The sequence below is a fragment of the Shewanella sp. 6_MG-2023 genome (genome assembly GCF_030547195.1).
Classification (GTDB): Bacteria; Pseudomonadota; Gammaproteobacteria; order Enterobacterales; family Shewanellaceae; genus Shewanella.
In genome coordinates, this window is the sequence record NZ_JAUOQU010000013.1 from 69,999 (window position 1) to 87,515 (window position 17,517).

Consider the following 17,517-nt stretch of genomic DNA (forward strand, 5'->3'; position numbering starts at 1 on the left):
TGGGCGCTTTTTTATTTAAAAACAGCAAATCACTTCGCCATAACCAAGCACCTAGTAAGTGACAAGTAGATAAAAAGATAAGTAAGTAACAAGTAAAGAAAAGGTTACCAAATAGTTTCACCATTCTTTTTGCAAGCAAGACTCCATGCTATATTGATTTTTGATAACATTTTTAGATTAAAATGCAAAAGCAACGGAGATTGTGTATGAAAAATAACATGGCTATTACAGCTATACTCGCCTCAGTGACTTTTCTGTCAGCCTGTGGCGGTAGCTCTGACTCATCTTCGCCAGGAGCCCCTGAAACCACATTGCCCATCAATGTCTGCGAAACCAGCTCCGGTTTAACAACCGTTAATAATGGCACAGAATTGAATTTTAATGTTGAACAGCAATATTACGTCAATCAATCCGCCAGTATTACTGTTGGGGTCAGTAACCAAAACAGCAACGACTACCAGTTTAACTGGCAACAAACTGCAGGACCTGCATTAGATATCAGCTCAGAAAACAGCCCAGTGCTGGCATTTTATATTCCTGAAGCTGCAGACTATAGCTTCACTGTCGAGGCAACCAGTGGCCAAATTTCTTACAGCGACAAAATTTCCATCAGTGCTGCGCAAATGTCGCAACAGTTAAATGTCTATAGCGATCATCAAGTTGTTGCAGGTAATGATGTCAGCCTGCGCCTTGGTCAGATCAACAACCAAGTGCCATCTAACATACAATGGTGTTATTTTTCAGACCAACAAATTAGCCTTGATTTAACCAATGCAGAAAGGCCACTATTTACCGCACCAGATAATATTGCAGAAGATACCTTTGTTGGCCTTAAAGTGACCGCAGACTTTGCCGGTGAAACCTTAACCGATGAAGTCTTTGTATTAGTGACGAAACAAAACGCCATCACATCGCCCTACTTTGATAGCCCCATCGCTAAAACCTATGCCTATAACAGTGCATCACCTTATGCAATTAACGCGCAGCGGTGTGTTTACTCTAACCAGTTAAACCAAACGTGTGAGCTCAATGACTTGCCGTTAATTGGTCAGCAATTAGATTCAGAAACCATTGCTGATGTCATGGATAGAGTGGTTGTTTCCCATGACTGGATGGGCCGAAACTTTGAGCAATTTTTAACTGAAGCGGATCCTAACAGTGATTTTATCAAGTTATTACAATCAGTAAGCGCAGTTGTCATTAGCTATGATATTAGACCATCATTTTACTGGGTGGCTACGGGCGCTATTTACCTCGACCCTGAGTATTTATGGTTAAGCCCGACGGAAAGAGACACCATCAATGAAGCACCTGATTATCGTAGTGACTTTGGTAACGATTTAAAATTTATTATGCCGTGGCGTTATGTGAAAAATAATGACTATGTATCTATCAGTTATGATCGGGCAATCCGTCAATCGCGCACTATTGCAGATCTTACACCGCGCTTAGCCAGTTTGATGTATCACGAATTAGCTCACGCTAATGACTTTTTCACGCGTTCGACCCATAGCCAGTTACAAGGCCCGACTTTAATTGATGACTTCTATCGTAGAGCAAATAGCAATTCACTGGTATCTGATCAATTGCAGAATATTGAGCCATTAACCAGCGCTGAAATGTATGGTTTAGCCGCCGTCAGCTTTTTAGGTGAAACCGCTGACGCAACTCAAAAAGCCTATGTACCTAGTGATGTCACTAGCTTCTTTTTGACCGATTATGCTAATGATTTTTATAACTACTCGTCGACTCGTGAAGACGCCGCAATGTTGTTTGAAGAAGCCTTTATGAGTCATCGTTATCAAATTCAAAGGGATGTGGCAGTCACAGATACCGATAACTTAATCGTAGATTGGGGGCAGCGAGGCCGCATTGGCGCAGACGAACTCTCAACCCGAGCTGCATTTGTTATTAATCAAATGATGCCTGAAGTAGATGGTGAATCGTTATTAAATGGCTTACCTGCGCCAATAAACATGATTGCCGGCCAAGATTGGTTTGATAATGTCGATATATCACCCAGCCTGTCAAGAAACATGTCTAGAGCCAGCACAATGTCAAACATCAGTTCAGACGCTAACGCTGTGACATCAGATAATAGGCCTGCAATACAAGTGGGTCGTGAGCACAGAGATATGCCTATACCCTCGCGTTAACCAAATCAGAAATTAACCAATTTTTTGTGACTACCAATAAAAAACCACCTTAATCGGTGGTTTTTTATTTTAGATTGTAAGCTTTCATAAAAGCGTAAAACTCAATTATAAAAAATTGTCACTTACAATCGCAGCATTTCTTTAATGAAAGGAATCGTCAATTTACGTTGATGCACCATAGAAGCTTTATCTAGCTTATCAAGCACATCGAATAAGGTACGTAAGTCTCGAGCCATGCGAGTTAACAGAAAGCGCCCCACCTCATCAGAAAGCTGCAAACCACGCATCGCTGCACGCCGCTGTAATGCCACTAACTTTTCTTCGTCTGCCATGGGTTGTAATTGATATATCAAGCCCCACTGCATCCGTGAAATTAAATCAGGTAATGCAAAACCAGCTTCAGTTGGTGATGAGGTGCCACTTACAATCAAGCGACAATCTTGCTGCTCTTCAATACGATTGTATAAATGGAACAGCGCCTCTTCCCATATTGGGTGTCCTGCAATGGCATCAATATCATCGATACAAATTAGTTGTAACGACTCAATACCTTCAAATAGCTCAGGAGAAATACTGGCATGAATGCCAAGTGGGATATATAAAGTACGGCGCTCTAAATCGTTCGCGTGCGCACAAGCTGCGTGCATTAAGTGAGTACGGCCAGATTTTACCGGACCATATAAATACAAACTAGAAGCAAGGCTGCCTTCAGCGGCAGCCTGTAGCTTTTGGATTAACTCATCGTTACCTACTGCAGGGTAATAACTCTGAAATGTTTCATCATCAGGTAAATAAACTGGTAACGATAATTGTTTTGGTGAGTTTTGGGTCACTCAAAAATTCTCTAATAATTAATACAAGCGACAGTTAGTATAACACACTCAATCTAATGCCATTGATAGATTAATGACACTGTTGTTTCAGAATCTAGATTAGGATCAACATTATTGATACTGTTTTCTTGCCCAGCGTTTAAATTGGGTGGAACCACTGTGTTAACAGTATCAATTTGCGTCAGTCTTTTATTAATACTCAGTAATTTTTCTAAATCGCTGGCATCACCAAATAACGATAAGTTGTAAGTAACGGTATCAGCTTTAAACTGGCTTAAACTCACCGACTTAATCGCACTTAATTGGGTTAAGTAAGCTTCAATGTCAACTAATTGCGCCATAGTTTGAACCCCTACTAAGGTTAACTTAGTTTGGGCGCTGTTTCCTGAGTCAGCGAAGGCATATTGGCTAACAAAATATCCCGCTAACCTTGATAAGATTTCATCTGTTGCTTGCTCGTAATCCGCGACTTCTGCTTGGTGGTTAATTAAAGGCTGCATAACACCGCTAGCATTGCCTTTATCAAATAAAGCTACATTAAAGCGCACAAAACCGCCCACTTGATCAATATCGGCCATGGCAAAATAGTCCGCTTGGTAGCGTTTTGATGCATTGGCAACCACATCGGCAAACATGCCTCGTACATCAGAGACATTAACTTGCATCACATCGTCTAAATCCATCACAGGTAACAGGATTGGAATGCCTTTATTATTGGCATCTAAATCGATTTGCGTTCTAATATCAGATTCAGCTGCATCCGCTAAAATAGCTCTATCGCCAGCATTTTCGATAGACATCCATAACAAAGTTGATGGGCGTTGGCGGCCCCACACTGGTAATTCTGCTTCACGAAGGACCGAAATAATACGTTTATGATCAAAGTTTGCCTTTAACACTAACTCATCATCCACTTGGCTGTAGCCGTATTGAGTCAGTAAGGATTCAGGCTTGTTAATATGACTTTTAATCAATGGGTGTTCAAGCACTGAAGTTAAGCCCGAATTCTTTATAAATACAGTGGATAGCGCTTGTTTTAAGGCAACTTGTCGTTCATTTGTGGCTCGAGAAGTTACCACAACATCAGCTTCATCGAGTAAAGCGATTTCAGCAGCAATAACAGCAAAGCTGTTTAGGGCAAACACACAACCAATAACAATGAACTGAATTAAAAGTTTTAACATGGCAAAGTAAACGCAATCTAAGAAAAGTGTTCGAAGTGTAGCATATTAATTTTACTTCTAAAATTACATTACAGTGCTGTAATTTGCAGCAAAAGGCTGTTAAAGATGATCTAAAATACAGACATTATTAGCAATTTCACTTATCTTAAATTCGAAACTCTCATTTATAATAAACATAGGATTTATATGAAACGCTTGTTCATACCCTTACAGGGCGCACAAATGCTGTTTGTTGCATTTGGTGCCTTAGTATTAATGCCATTGTTAAGTGGGCTTGATACAAGTGTCGCCCTATTCACTGCCGGATTTGGCACATTGTTATTTCAAATCATCACTAAGCGCCAAGTGCCTATTTTTTTAGCCTCATCATTCGCGTTTATAGCGCCAATTATGTATGGGGTACAAACATGGGGCATTCCCGCCACAATGGGTGGACTCATGGTGGCAGGTTTCGTTTATGTGCTGTTAGGTTTGATGGTCAAGGTCAAAGGGAGTGGCTTTATTCATAAGCTTTTACCTCCGGTTGTTGTTGGGCCTGTCATTATCATTATCGGTTTGGGCCTTGCGCCTATGGCCGTTAACATGGCGCTGGGTAAAACAGGTGACGGTAGTAGCGTTATTGTAGAACAAGAAATTGCACTATTTATCGCGCTAATGTCATTAGCGACCACTGTGTTAATTGCCGTTTTTGCCAAAGGTGTGCTTAAGCTAATGCCGATCCTTGCCGGTATTTTGGTGGGTTACGGCTTTAGCTTGGCGTTCGGTATTGTTGATTTTAGTCCAGTTGCGCAGGCAAGTTGGCTTTCTGTTCCCAAATTTGTTGCCCCTGAATTTCACTGGCAAGCGATACTGTTTATGATCCCCGTAGCCATAGCGCCAGCCGTTGAGCATATTGGCGACTTATTAGCGATTTCAAATGTGACAGGTAAGGATTACTTTAAAAAGCCTGGGCTACACCGTACGTTAACGGGTGATGGCGTGGCCACCATTGCGGCCTCAGCACTAGGCGGACCACCAAACACTACCTACAGTGAAGTCACTGGCGCAGTAACACTGACAAAAAACTTTGACCCGCGAATAATGACTTGGACTGCTATCACGGCGATCACGTTAGCGTTTATTGGTAAATTAGGCGCATTGATGCAAACAATTCCGTTACCCGTTATGGGCGGCATTATGTGTTTATTGTTTGGCTCCATCGCCGCAGTTGGCTTAAATACCTTAATTAGAAATCAGGTAGATTTAAATGAGCCACGTAATCTCAGCATTGTTGGGGTGACTTTAGTGTTCGGTATTGGGGGAATGGCTTTTGGTATTGGTGAGTTTAGCCTGACAGGCATTAGCCTATGTGGCTTAGTGGCGATTGTAATGAATTTAGTCTTACCTATGCCAAAAGAGCCTCAAGCCGATTAAGTTTTAATTCCATATTACTATTGTAGGCAACAAATTATAGGCAATAAAAAACCCTTAATTTAAGCAAATTAAGGGTTTTTACTTTAAAAGTTCATCTATTTTGCGTTTAAGCTTTGAAAAATTCGAAGCTAACGCTTACAGGCGCAACAAAAAATGACTTATTCAGCGTCTTCTTCAGTGCGGAACTTATCAGCTGTTGCGGTGATCATTGGCTGTAACTCACCTTTTTGGTACATCTCAGTGATGATATCGCAACCACCGATAAGCTCACCTTCAATCCACAACTGTGGGAATGTCGGCCAATTAGCGAATTTTGGTAATTCAGCACGGATATCTGGATGCTGTAAAATGTCTACGAAAGCAAACTGCTCACCACAGTTGATCATCACTTGCGCGACTTGAGATGAAAAACCACAGCTTGGTAATTTTGGAGAGCCTTTCATATAAACAATGATAGGGTTTTCACTAATTTGCTGCTTAATTTTGTCTACTGTTTCCATTTTTATTCCTAAGTGCTACTTAATAATCTAAGGCTATTGTACGCCAGCTTTCATCATAACAAAATCCCACAGTTTGTAGGGTTTTGTTAGAAAATGATTTTTTCGATTGACTGTATCGACATATTTCATCAAACAATGATTCACATCACAAAAATTTTAAGTACAATGTCAGGGTGAGCATGTCATACCAAAAGGTATATAAAACGATAACCTAAGTCCATGGAGAGATACTAATGGCTTTCGAATTACCAGCATTACCATATGCTAAGAACGCACTTGTACCACATATTTCTGAAGAAACTATCGAATTCCATTACGGTAAGCATCACAACACTTATGTTGTTAAGCTTAATGGTCTTGTTGCAGGTACTGAATTTGAAAACAAAACCTTAGAAGAAGTTGTAAAAACTTCAACTGGTGGCGTATTCAACAATGCAGCTCAGATTTGGAACCACACTTTTTACTGGAACTGTCTAGCGCCTAATGCTGGCGGTGCTCCAACGGGTGCTATCGCTGAAGCAATTAATGCAGCTTTCGGCTCATTTGAAGAATTCAAAGCGAAATTTACTGATTCTGCAGTAAACAACTTTGGTAGTGCTTGGACTTGGTTAGTTAAAAATGCTGACGGTTCTGTGGCTATTGTTAACACAAGCAATGCTGCGACTCCTTTAACTGACGAGTCAGTAACACCATTGATGACTGTTGATGTTTGGGAACACGCTTATTACATCGATTACCGTAACGTTCGCCCTAACTACCTAGCTGCTTTCTGGGAATTAGTTAACTGGGAATTCGTTAACGCAAACTTCGCTGGCTAAATGCTAACAAGTTTACAATGAGATGAATAAAAGGAGCTAATTAGCTCCTTTTTTATTGGTTCATGTTTAGTGTTTCTGTTTTATCGTTACTGCTCAAACCGACCAACTACATTTGCAACAGTTGCATTTGCAACGTTTTATCTTTGTTTTTATTAGAATTTTTTACAATTCCCTATTCGCTAATCTCAAATCCCTGACCTAGACTTTATCTAACGGCCATTAAAAAGCACTACTATTTTGTTTAAATTAAAATCGGCTTAACACCATAAATGCGCTGTCACTCAAGTACTTTCACCTTAGTTTAAAGGGGTTTCTTATGGGCATATTCGAACATTACCAACAACGTTATGAGCAAAAACTAGACGAAGAATACTCACTGCAGCAGTTTCTTGAAATCTGTAAGGAAGACAGAAGTGCTTATGTGTCGGCGGCCGAACGGATGTTAATGGCCATCGGTGAATCTAAAACCATCGATACTTCAAAAGATCCTAAACTCAGTAGAATTTTTTCAAATAGATTAATTTCTTACTATCCAAGCTTTACTGATTTTTATGGCATGGAAGAGTCCATTGAACAAATTGTCTCTTACCTTAAACATTCTGCCCAAGGTCTAGAGGAATCAAAACAAATCCTCTATCTGTTAGGACCAGTAGGTGGTGGTAAATCATCATTAGCAGAAAAACTCAAAGCCTTAATGCAAAAGGTGCCTATTTACATCTTAAGTGCCAATGGCGTTCGCAGCCCCGTTAACGATCACCCTTTATGCTTATTTGATCCCGATGAAGATGCTGAGCTGCTTACTAACGAGTATGCGATTCCACCACGTTATATTAAAACCATCATGTCACCATGGGCAGTAAAACGTTTACATGAATTTGGTGGGGACATTAGTAAATTTAAAGTAGTTAAGGTTTACCCTTCGATCTTAGATCAAACCGCTATCGCTAAAACCGAACCCGGTGATGAGAATAACCAAGATATTTCAGCATTGGTGGGTAAAGTTGATATTCGTCAGTTAGAGCATTTTTCACAAGATGACGCTGACGCTTATGCCTACTCGGGCGCATTATGCCGTGCGAACCAAGGGGTGATGGAGTTTGTGGAAATGTTTAAGGCTCCAATTAAGGTGTTGCATCCACTGCTTACAGCCACACAAGAAGGTAATTACAACGGTACAGAGGGCTTATCTGCCTTGCCATATAACGGTATGATCTTAGCTCACTCCAATGAGTCTGAGTGGACCACTTTTAGAAATAATAAAAACAATGAGGCATTTTTAGACCGAGTTTACATCGTAAAAGTGCCCTACTGTTTACGGGTCTCTGAAGAGATAGAAATTTATCAAAAATTACTGTCAAACTCAGAACTATCCAAAGCGCCTTGTGCCCCTGGCACCCTAGAAACTTTAGCTCAGTTCAGTATTCTGTCACGCTTAAAAGTACCTGAGAACTCATCTATTTACTCAAAAATGCGCGTCTACAATGGTGAAACGTTAAAAGATACTGACCCTAAAGCCAAGTCGTACCAAGAGTATCGTGATTATGCCGGTGTCGATGAAGGAATGCAGGGGTTATCAACTCGTTTTGCATTCAAGATATTATCTAGAGTGTTTAACTTTGACGATACTGAAATTGCTGCAAACCCAGTACATCTATTTTATGTACTTGAAAAGCAAATCGAACAGGAACAATTCCCTGCAGAGTTAAGTGAAAAGTACCTCGAGTTTTTAAAAGGTTATCTCATTCCTAAGTATGTTGAGTTTATCGGTAAAGAAATCCAAACCGCATACTTAGAGTCTTATTCAGAATATGGTCAGAACATCTTTGATAGATACGTCACTTATGCAGACTTTTGGATTCAAGATCAGGAGTTTAGAGATCCAGAAACTGGCCAATTATTTGACCGCTCAGCGCTAAATGCTGAATTAGAAAAAATCGAAAAACCAGCTGGTATCAGTAACCCTAAGGATTTTCGTAATGAGATCGTCAACTTTGTATTACGTGCTAGAGCCAATAATGACGGTAATAATCCACTGTGGACCAGTTACGAAAAGCTCAGAGTGGTGATTGAGAAAAAAATGTTCTCCAATACCGAAGATTTATTACCGGTTATTTCTTTTAACGCGAAAACCTCAGCAGATGATCAACGTAAACACGATGACTTTATCAATCGCATGATGGAAAAAGGCTATACCCAAAAACAAGTCAGATTACTTTCAGAGTGGTACTTGAGGGTACGTAAATCGTCATAAGTATTGCTAACTTTGCCCTTACCTTTATGCGCTAAAAACCGTTAAGGGCAAAGTCCATTAGGAGTTGTGTATGGCAAATTTTATTGATAGACGCCTCAATGCAAAAGGTAAAAGTACCGTCAACAGGCAACGTTTTATTGAACGCTACAAAAAGCAAATCAAAAAATCAGTCAGTGAAGCCGTAACCAGAAGAAGTGTTACAGATATCGATAAAGGCGAGAAAATCAGTATCCCAACACGTGACATCAGCGAACCGACATTTCATCAAGGACAAGGCGGTGTGAGAGAGCGTGTCCACCCAGGTAACGATCAGTTTAATAAAGGTGATCAAATTGAGCGCCCCAAAGGCGGCGCAGCCGGACAAGGTAGTGGCGAAGGTGAAGCCTCTAATAGCGGCGAAGGTAAAGATGAATTCTTGTTTGAAATCTCAAATGATGAATATTTAGAGCTGTTATTTGAAGATTTAGCGTTACCGGATTTACAGCAAACTAACGCCAAGCAAATGGTTGAGTTTGAAACATACCGCGCTGGTTACACTAATGTCGGCGTACCAGCCAATATCAATATTGTCCGTTCACTGCGATCTTCATTGGCTAGACGCATTGCCATGACTGCAGGTAAAAAGAAATTACTCGCCGAGCTTATTAAGCAGCTTCACGAGCTTGAAAATACCCCCGGCACCCAAGCTGAGTTGATCATGGATTTAAAACAGCAAATTGAAGATCTTAAAAAGCGTATCGATAGCGTGCCTTTTATAGACAGTTTCGATTTACGTTTTAATAATTTTTCCAAACGTGAAAAACCATCTAGCCAAGCAGTCATGTTTTGCCTAATGGATGTTTCAGGTTCAATGGATCAAGCCACCAAAGATATGGCAAAACGATTTTATATTTTACTGTATTTATTTTTAACCCAGACCTATAAAAATCTTGAAGTGGTCTACATCCGGCATCACACCCAAGCAAAAGAAGTAGACGAACATGAATTTTTCTACTCACAAGAAACAGGCGGTACCATTGTTTCTAGTGCCTTAAATTTAATGCATGAAATTCAGCAAAAACGTTACCCTGCTGATGAGTGGAATATTTATGCCGCACAAGCCTCTGATGGCGATAATTGGGCTGATGACTCACCAGCTTGTAGGCAACTCCTTGCTGAGAAAATATTACCGGTATCTCGCTATTTTAGTTACATCGAAATAACCCGTAGAGCGCATCAAACGCTTTGGCGTGAATATGAAACCTTACAAGCACAATTTGGCAATATCGCCGTACAACACATCAAAGAAGTAGACGATATTTATCCAGTGTTCCGTGAATTATTCAAAAAGCAGCCTAGCTAAGGAGTCACAATGACAAAACCGACTACTGACGACAAAAGTGCTGGCATTGAAGAGCTACAAAACACGGCACAATCAGCCAATATTGCCGAAAAATCACAGCCTAAAGCCCATGGTAAACAGCCTTTAGATGATGGCCCTGATTGGACCTTTGACCTACTCGAAACCTACATGGCAGAAATTGAAAAAGTAGCGGCTTTTTACAAATTAGAAAGTTATCCCAATCAAATTGAAGTGATCACCGCAGAACAAATGATGGATGCCTATGCAGGTATCGGTATGCCTATTGGTTACACCCATTGGTCATTTGGCAAACGTTTTATTGAAACGGAGCAAGGTTACCGTCGGGGTCAAATGGGATTAGCCTACGAAATTGTGATTAATTCCGATCCGTGTATTGCTTATCTAATGGAAGAAAATACCATTACCATGCAAGCCCTTGTGATGGCTCACGCCTGTTTTGGCCATAATAGTTTCTTTAAAAATAATTACTTATTTAAAACATGGACCGATGCTAGCTCGATTATTGATTACTTGGTGTTTGCTAAAAACTACATCCGAGAATGCGAATTAACTTACGGTGTTGAGCAAGTTGAGCTAACCCTCGACTCTTGTCACGCATTAATGAATTATGGTGTTGACCGTTATAAACGCCCTGCTGAAATATCGTTTAAAGAAGAAAAAATGCGCCAAAAAGACCGTGAGAGTTACTTACAGAGTCAGGTTAACGACCTGTGGCGAACCGTACCAGTTAACCCTGATAACATAAAACCGGAAAATGAAATTAAATTTCCTGAAGAACCACAGGAAAATATCTTATATTTTATCGAAAAGAACGCCCCATTACTTGAACCTTGGCAACGTGAAATCGTTCGAATTGTGCGGAAAATGGCGCAATATTTTTATCCGCAAAAACAAACCCAAGTAATGAACGAAGGTTGGGCCACCTTTTGGCATTACACCATTTTGAATCATATGTTTGATCAAGGCACTGTGACAGATAGATTTATGTTGGAGTTTCTACAAAGTCATACTGCTGTGGTCGCTCAGCCAGCTTACAATAGCCCACATTATAGTGGCATAAACCCCTATGCTTTGGGCTTTAACATGTTTGTTGATATCAGGCGTATATGTGAGCACCCTACTGAAGAAGACAAACGTTGGTTTCCTGAGATAGCCGGAAGCGACTGGTTAACGACGGTTACATTTGCAATGGAAAACTTTAAAGACGAAAGCTTTATAAGCCAATACCTGTCGCCAAAAGTTATGCGAGATTTTAAGCTCTTTAGTGTGTTAGATGATGATAGTTGTAACCGTTTATCTATTTCAGCTATTCATGATGATAGTGGTTACCACTTAATCAGAGAAAAATTATCACAGCAATATAACTTGTCAAATCTAGAGCCAAATATCCAAGTGCAACAAGTAAAAGTTAATGGTGATCGATCATTAACATTACGCTACATCCCCAATAAACGTATTCCACTGAGCCACAGCCACGAAGAAGTGCTAAAGCATTTACACCGTTTATGGGGCTTTGATGTCAGCATTGAGCAACTTGAAGAGTCTGGTAATGTAACTAAGTTGTCGCAATGCCCCCCAGCTAAAGCAGAAACTAAGATGACTACCATGTAATCACTGCTATTGAGTTCCATTAAACTTAAGCCATAAAAAAACCAACCTCGCGGTTGGTTTTTTACTGTATTAATTAGCTATTATTTATTACTGATAGCAATCTCTGCAGGCATATCATCACGCAACTTTTGCCACATAACGCCGCTGTTAATGCCATTTGATTTCATCAACCCATTAACGTCATTGTATTTGTGCTCAATGGCTAAAACTTCAAGCTTTTTGTAAAAATCTAGTGAGATCGCTCGCGCCTCTTCACTCGAGAAATAATAGCGACCTACTCTGCTATATAATCCCTTGAAACCATTAAGAATAAGAACATAGAGCGGGTTTCCTGAAGAAAACGCTAACGCATGATGTAATTCATAATCATAATCAGCATAAGCTTCAGCAGTGTCTTCTAACTGATGAATTTTTGCTAATACCGCTTGAGCTTTTTCTGGGTTATTTCTAATGGCGCCGCGAAAATAAATAATACTCACATTGGCTCGCGCTGAAAGCAGCTGATCAACCAATAACGGGAATCCCTCAGGGTTTAAATCAGCAATAGTTTCTAAAATATTTAAGCCAGAGGTTTCCCAAAAATTATTCACTTGGGTTGGTTTGCCATGTTGAATTTTGAGCCAACCATCACGCGCTAATCGTTGTAACACTTCTCTTAATGTTGTTCTTGTTACGCCAATTAATTCTGATAGTTCACGCTCTGCGGGTAATATCGACCCCGGTGGAAACTTATTTTCCCAGATGGAACGCACAATCCATTTTTCTGCAAAACTTGCAGGACCCTTTGCATTGATAATTGTCAACTTTAACATCCCGTGGTTAACCAATAGACAGATCATACCAGAGGAAATATAAATACACACCATACATAGCAGTTAAAGCCTAGATCTAACCTTGTTACCGGTTACTTTTTCACCAATCGCAGATAAGTTTGTGACGTAGCAGTTATATTCGTTGGCTATTTGTCGAATGATAGATTTTCTTGGATTACAATCAATGAAGTTTGCGCTAAAATACCGCGTCAAACAAAAGGATGTAAGTTAGCGATACAGCTAACGAATTTTGAAACTAACAAATATAATGCGTTTAAATGACTGATAAAAAAGGCTATGACGAAAAATTGTTTACTGAGCAAGATAGTTTAGAAACAATGTAATTCGTCTTATTCAAAGTCAGCTGTAAATACGTCGCTCTATTTGTCACGAAATTCCTTCCAGTAAATTTCACTATCACAAAATCACAACTGGAGAGGCTATTATGCCGTCAACTGCTGGTAATGCATTTTTTCATAACTTCTTGGGTAATTCACCAAGATGGTATAAATATGCAATATTGTTGTTCCTCGTTATAAATCCATTATTATTTTTCTATGTCAGCCCATTCATCGCAGGTTGGGTACTGGTAGTAGAATTTATTTTTACCCTTGCAATGGCACTAAAATGCTATCCATTACAGCCTGGCGGCTTACTCGCCATACAAGCTGTAATTATAGGCATGACCTCCCCCACACAAGTTCTACATGAAATAGAAGCTAACCTAGAAGTATTATTATTATTAATCTTCATGGTTGCTGGTATTTACTTCATGAAGCAATTGCTACTTTTTGTATTCACTAAAATGATCACTAAAGTACGTTCAAAAATTGTTGTTTCATTGATGTTTTGTACCGCTTCTGCTTTTCTGTCGGCCTTTTTAGATGCCCTAACAGTTATCGCGGTTATCATCGCTGTAGCCGTTGGTTTCTACTCGATTTATCACAAGGTGGCATCAGGTAAAGACTTTAGTTCAGATCATGACCACACTAAAGAAGATCGTGAACAGTTATGCGATGAAGAGTTAGAGGCTTTTCGTGGTTTCTTAAGAAACTTACTAATGCACTCTGGTGTAGGTACTGCTCTTGGCGGTGTTTGTACTATGGTCGGTGAACCACAAAACTTAATCATTGCAGCCCAAGCTCATTGGCAATTTGGTGAATTCTTTATTCGTATGTCACCTGTTACCATGCCAGTATTAATCGCGGGTGTAGCCACTTGCTTCATTGTTGAAAAATTTAAATGGTTTGGCTATGGCGCACAACTGCCAGATGCGGTTCATAAAATTTTAAGCGATTATGCTGCCTATGAAGATGCAAACAGAACCACTGCCGATAAGATGAAACTGGTTGTTCAGGCTCTTGTAGGTATTTGGTTGGTCGTAGGTTTAGCCTTCCATTTAGCCTCTGTTGGTTTGATTGGTTTATCCGTTATCATCTTAACCACGGCATTTAATGGCGTGACAGATGAACATGCGATTGGTAAAGCATTTGAAGAGGCCTTACCTTTCACAGCCTTACTTGCGGTATTTTTTGCCGTGGTTGGTGTGATTATTGATCAACATTTATTCGCCCCTGTTATTCAATGGGCACTAAGCTTTGAAGGTAACGCCCAGTTAGTGGTGTTCTATATTGCTAATGGCTTATTGTCGATGGTGAGCGATAACGTGTTTGTGGGTACTGTCTATATTAATGAAGTAAAAGCAGCATTAATCAGTGGCCAAATCACCCGTGACCAATTTGATTTATTAGCTGTGGCGATTAACACAGGTACTAACCTGCCTTCTGTTGCGACCCCTAACGGTCAAGCTGCATTCTTATTCTTACTGACCTCTGCTTTAGCACCATTAGTAAGACTGTCCTATGGCCGTATGGTTTGGATGGCACTGCCTTATACGATTGTACTGTCAATTGTCGGTGTTGTTACTATTGAATCTGGCTTCTTAACCGATATGACCCAGTATTTTTATGATAGTCACATCATTATTCATCATACTGCGAAAGACGTTATTGGCGCTGCAAGCGGGCATTAATGTTTAATAATTTGAACATTATCAATTAAGCACCCTCTAATGAGGGTGCTTTTTTATATCCCGTTGAGTTTTCATACTAATAATAAATATAAGATCGAAAGGAGTTTGATTTGAATCGTTTACAGAGTTTCACTCGTTCACGTAGCGCTTGGTTAATATTACTTATGTCAGCAATTGGCCTAGAGGCTGCTGCGCTATTTTTCCAATACGTGATGAATTTAGCCCCATGTGTCATGTGCATTTATGTCAGAGTGGCGGTTTTAGGATTAATTATTGCCGCTATGGTGGGGCTGATAGCACCAAAATTCTGGTTAACCAGAATAATAGCTATCGGAGCTTGGGGAGTCAGTGCTGCCTGGGGATTAAAGTTATCACTTGAACTTAATAAACTACAGGTCGACCCATCGCCTTTCTCCACCTGCTCATTTTTCCCTGAATTTCCAACATGGATGCCACTGGATAAATGGCTCCCAGCAGTGTTTTCCCCTACTGGCATGTGCAGTGACTCGCCTTGGACATTCTTATCAGTAAGCATGGCGCAATGGATGGTTGTCACTTTTATCGTTTATTTAGTCGTACTGGCAGTAATAATCATTCCTGCAGTAAAACCAGCTAAATAAAAAATGACTATTCAACGTCTTTTAATGGCCAAAGTACGATATAGTCTTCTAGCTCACGTACTTTGGTTTCATTAATGGTTTTACCCTTCACCGATATGCCAGCTTCATGCATGGCCTCTTTAGAACCTGTCAGTAAAGGATGCCAGCTGGGAAGCGTTTTGCCTTGGTATAAACGCTTATAAGCACAAGAATCTGGTAGCCATGTTAATTCAGCTACATTATCTGCATTAATGGCCGTACAAGCTGGAACATATTTGAAGCGTTCAGGATAACGTCGACAACCGCCAGATTCATCATCTAACAAATGACAAGCTGCATTGGTGTAATACAACTCTTCTGTTTCATCATCGATTAATTTGTTTAAGCAGCATTTTCCACAACCATCGCACAGTGATTCCCACTGCACGATACTCATTTCTTCGAGTTTTTTTTCATTCCAAAAAGACATAGTTCAATAGTAATAAAATAACATTGCCGCTATTGTACCACTAATTGATTGGCGGATTTTTGATTCGTTCAGAAAGGTAAGTCACAGTTAATAAAAAATGTTCGCTGTTAGACCATTTTTGAAGCAGTTTGAAATTATTATACACCAGATATTGGCGACCTTTTTCACCGTCAGGCATTAACAAAGCAACTTGCATATCATCACGCTTGGGCAAATCATTACCGTTATAGCGACGTACACCAAGCGCTTGCCATTCATTAAACGTTTTAGCATTGTCTATACCGGTATCTTCCACGGCTAATGCTTCAATTGAGCTAACTTGACGCCCCCAGGTTTCATCATTACGCCAACCGGATGCCTGCAGCATTGATGCTGCAGTTACAAAGGCATCGTACTGATTATTCCAAATATCTTTATTGCCATCACCATTACCATCTTGCGAAAAAGCTAAGTACTGTGACGGCATTAATTGTAGGTGGCCCATAGCGCCAGTTGATGAACCGATTAATTGCTCGTATTGAACATCATTAGATTCAATGATGCGTAAAGCAGCAATAAATTCATCAATGTAAAATTGCTCACGATTGCCAGAATAAGCATTGGATGCGGTGACAGATAAAATCGGAAAATTACCTTGTTGCTCACCAAACTCTGAGGTTAATCCCCATAGCGCAACTAAAAAACGTGGCTGAACACCATAACGATCGCCAATAGCAACGATAGCGTCTTGTTGCTCTTTGAGCATAGCTCTTGCGGTAACGACGGTTATTTCAGGTACATTTTTAGGTATGTAACTTTCTAGATTCAAACTGGTTTCAGAGCCCTTTACTGTGGCTCTTTTAAACACTTTGATTTTTGAGAAATGTTCATCGATCGTGTTTGAGGAAATACCCGCAGCGATAGCTTTATCTTTAAGTGAGTCTAAATAATCATCAAAACTAATATCTTGCTGCGCAAAAACCAAATTCACAGCCAATAAATAAACTATTACAGATGAAATGATCTTCCAAATCATAAATTGTCCTAAATTAACTCAGCATTGCTATTCTTATTTTTATTAACTAAACGTTAACACGTTTTAGCAGGCACCGGAATAGTAAAATATATAATTATATCATAAACAAACTATAACTATTTTAAAAAATATCGCTAGTCATTTAAACCTAAACTTCTACGATGCTCTGCCAGTAAATTAACAACAGGGGGCGGTATTTGTAAATAGTAGCCTTTGTCAGCAAGCTCAGCTTTTACTTTTTCAATGTCGGCCATGGCAAGTTCAGTTCTTTTTAATAAAGGCACCATCATCACCAGTTTTGGGACGCCAAACATTTTCATTAAAGCCTCAGGAACGGCATCGAAATTGTCACGCTTCTCGACAAATAAATAGGTATCAACTTTTCGACTACTTTTATATACAGTACAAATCATCTTGGGGTTAAATTCCTCTGTTTCTTGCTTGATAGTAAACAACGCACA

General features: G+C 39.9%; 15 protein-coding genes. 8 read left to right on the forward strand and 7 right to left on the reverse strand.

Features of this window, described 5'->3' with window-relative positions:
• Positions 1-206: 206 nt before the first annotated feature.
• A complete protein-coding gene (locus Q4533_RS09610; protein WP_303502662.1) occupies positions 207-2,156 on the forward strand; it encodes a hypothetical protein in 1,950 nt (649 codons plus the stop codon).
• A 122-nt stretch (positions 2,157-2,278) separates the two neighbouring features.
• Here the strand turns inward: Q4533_RS09610 and hda are convergent, their stop codons facing one another.
• Together hda and Q4533_RS09620 are read right to left on the reverse strand one after the other, a co-directional pair.
• Positions 2,279-2,989 (reverse strand): DnaA inactivator Hda, encoded by a 711-nt coding sequence (gene hda, locus Q4533_RS09615; RefSeq protein WP_076537757.1) that lies wholly within the window; start codon positions 2,987-2,989, stop codon positions 2,279-2,281.
• Positions 2,990-3,042: 53 nt separating this feature from the next.
• Positions 3,043-4,173, reverse strand: coding sequence for a DUF2066 domain-containing protein (locus Q4533_RS09620; protein WP_102437314.1), 1,131 nt, complete (start codon positions 4,171-4,173; stop codon positions 3,043-3,045).
• A 186-nt stretch (positions 4,174-4,359) separates the two neighbouring features.
• On the opposite strand from Q4533_RS09620, the gene Q4533_RS09625 reads away from it, so the two are divergent.
• Positions 4,360-5,586, forward strand: coding sequence for a uracil-xanthine permease family protein (locus Q4533_RS09625; protein ID WP_102437312.1), 1,227 nt, complete (start codon positions 4,360-4,362; stop codon positions 5,584-5,586).
• A gap of 158 nt (positions 5,587-5,744) precedes the next feature.
• Here Q4533_RS09625 and grxD read toward each other — a convergent pair whose 3' ends face one another.
• On the reverse strand, positions 5,745-6,086 hold the full coding sequence (gene grxD, locus Q4533_RS09630; RefSeq protein WP_076537750.1) for a Grx4 family monothiol glutaredoxin: 342 nt from the start codon (positions 6,084-6,086) through the stop codon (positions 5,745-5,747).
• Between the two features lie 233 nt (positions 6,087-6,319).
• On the opposite strand from grxD, the gene sodB reads away from it, so the two are divergent.
• From sodB to Q4533_RS09650, 4 genes are all read left to right on the forward strand, one after another.
• Complete coding sequence (gene sodB / locus Q4533_RS09635) at positions 6,320-6,904, forward strand: superoxide dismutase [Fe] (protein ID WP_102437310.1); 585 nt, start codon at positions 6,320-6,322, stop codon at positions 6,902-6,904.
• Between the two features lie 316 nt (positions 6,905-7,220).
• Positions 7,221-9,155, forward strand: coding sequence for a PrkA family serine protein kinase (locus Q4533_RS09640; RefSeq protein ID WP_303502663.1), 1,935 nt, complete (start codon positions 7,221-7,223; stop codon positions 9,153-9,155).
• Between the two features lie 70 nt (positions 9,156-9,225).
• Positions 9,226-10,497: a YeaH/YhbH family protein gene (locus Q4533_RS09645; protein WP_102437306.1), complete on the forward strand. Its 1,272-nt coding sequence runs from the start codon at positions 9,226-9,228 to the stop codon at positions 10,495-10,497.
• Positions 10,498-10,506: 9 nt separating this feature from the next.
• On the forward strand, positions 10,507-12,129 hold the full coding sequence (locus Q4533_RS09650; RefSeq protein WP_303413089.1) for a SpoVR family protein: 1,623 nt from the start codon (positions 10,507-10,509) through the stop codon (positions 12,127-12,129).
• An 80-nt stretch (positions 12,130-12,209) separates the two neighbouring features.
• Here the strand turns inward: Q4533_RS09650 and fadR are convergent, their stop codons facing one another.
• On the reverse strand, positions 12,210-12,941 hold the full coding sequence (fadR, locus tag Q4533_RS09655) for a fatty acid metabolism transcriptional regulator FadR (protein ID WP_102437303.1): 732 nt from the start codon (positions 12,939-12,941) through the stop codon (positions 12,210-12,212).
• Between the two features lie 445 nt (positions 12,942-13,386).
• On the opposite strand from fadR, the gene nhaB reads away from it, so the two are divergent.
• Complete coding sequence (gene nhaB, locus Q4533_RS09660; RefSeq protein WP_102437301.1) at positions 13,387-14,973, forward strand: sodium/proton antiporter NhaB; 1,587 nt, start codon at positions 13,387-13,389, stop codon at positions 14,971-14,973.
• A gap of 110 nt (positions 14,974-15,083) precedes the next feature.
• Positions 15,084-15,593, forward strand: a complete 510-nt coding sequence (gene dsbB, locus Q4533_RS09665) for a disulfide bond formation protein DsbB (RefSeq protein WP_102437299.1) — start codon at positions 15,084-15,086, stop codon at positions 15,591-15,593.
• A gap of 7 nt (positions 15,594-15,600) precedes the next feature.
• On the opposite strand, the gene Q4533_RS09670 is transcribed toward dsbB, so the two are convergent.
• From Q4533_RS09670 to Q4533_RS09680, 3 genes are all read right to left on the reverse strand, one after another.
• The gene (locus Q4533_RS09670) at positions 15,601-16,041 is read right to left on the reverse strand and encodes a YcgN family cysteine cluster protein (protein ID WP_303502664.1); all 441 of its coding nucleotides are present in this window, start codon (positions 16,039-16,041) and stop codon (positions 15,601-15,603) included.
• A 40-nt stretch (positions 16,042-16,081) separates the two neighbouring features.
• Positions 16,082-17,056, reverse strand: a complete 975-nt coding sequence (locus Q4533_RS09675) for a lytic transglycosylase domain-containing protein (protein ID WP_303502665.1) — start codon at positions 17,054-17,056, stop codon at positions 16,082-16,084.
• 134 nt (positions 17,057-17,190) lie between these two features.
• Positions 17,191-17,469 carry a YcgL domain-containing protein gene (locus tag Q4533_RS09680; protein WP_102437293.1) on the reverse strand — a complete coding sequence of 93 codons (279 nt, stop codon included), beginning with the start codon at positions 17,467-17,469 and terminating at the stop codon, positions 17,191-17,193.
• Between the last annotated feature and the right edge of the window lie 48 nt (positions 17,470-17,517).

Bases quoted from the DNA above. Each gene is read 5' to 3' on its own strand.
- Q4533_RS09610 (WP_303502662.1), top strand. From the start codon at position 207: ATGAAAAATAACATGGCTATTACAGCTATACTCGCCTCAGTGACTTTT.
- Q4533_RS09620 (WP_102437314.1), bottom strand. From the start codon at position 4,173: ATGTTAAAACTTTTAATTCAGTTCATTGTTATTGGTTGTGTGTTTGCC.
- Q4533_RS09625 (WP_102437312.1), top strand. From the start codon at position 4,360: ATGAAACGCTTGTTCATACCCTTACAGGGCGCACAAATGCTGTTTGTT.
- grxD (WP_076537750.1), bottom strand. From the start codon at position 6,086: ATGGAAACAGTAGACAAAATTAAGCAGCAAATTAGTGAAAACCCTATC.
- sodB (WP_102437310.1), top strand. From the start codon at position 6,320: ATGGCTTTCGAATTACCAGCATTACCATATGCTAAGAACGCACTTGTA.
- Q4533_RS09640 (WP_303502663.1), top strand. From the start codon at position 7,221: ATGGGCATATTCGAACATTACCAACAACGTTATGAGCAAAAACTAGAC.
- Q4533_RS09645 (WP_102437306.1), top strand. From the start codon at position 9,226: ATGGCAAATTTTATTGATAGACGCCTCAATGCAAAAGGTAAAAGTACC.
- Q4533_RS09650 (WP_303413089.1), top strand. From the start codon at position 10,507: ATGACAAAACCGACTACTGACGACAAAAGTGCTGGCATTGAAGAGCTA.
- fadR (WP_102437303.1), bottom strand. From the start codon at position 12,941: ATGTTAAAGTTGACAATTATCAATGCAAAGGGTCCTGCAAGTTTTGCA.
- nhaB (WP_102437301.1), top strand. From the start codon at position 13,387: ATGCCGTCAACTGCTGGTAATGCATTTTTTCATAACTTCTTGGGTAAT.
- Q4533_RS09670 (WP_303502664.1), bottom strand. From the start codon at position 16,041: ATGTCTTTTTGGAATGAAAAAAAACTCGAAGAAATGAGTATCGTGCAG.
- Q4533_RS09675 (WP_303502665.1), bottom strand. From the start codon at position 17,056: ATGATTTGGAAGATCATTTCATCTGTAATAGTTTATTTATTGGCTGTG.
- Q4533_RS09680 (WP_102437293.1), bottom strand. From the start codon at position 17,469: ATGATTTGTACTGTATATAAAAGTAGTCGAAAAGTTGATACCTATTTA.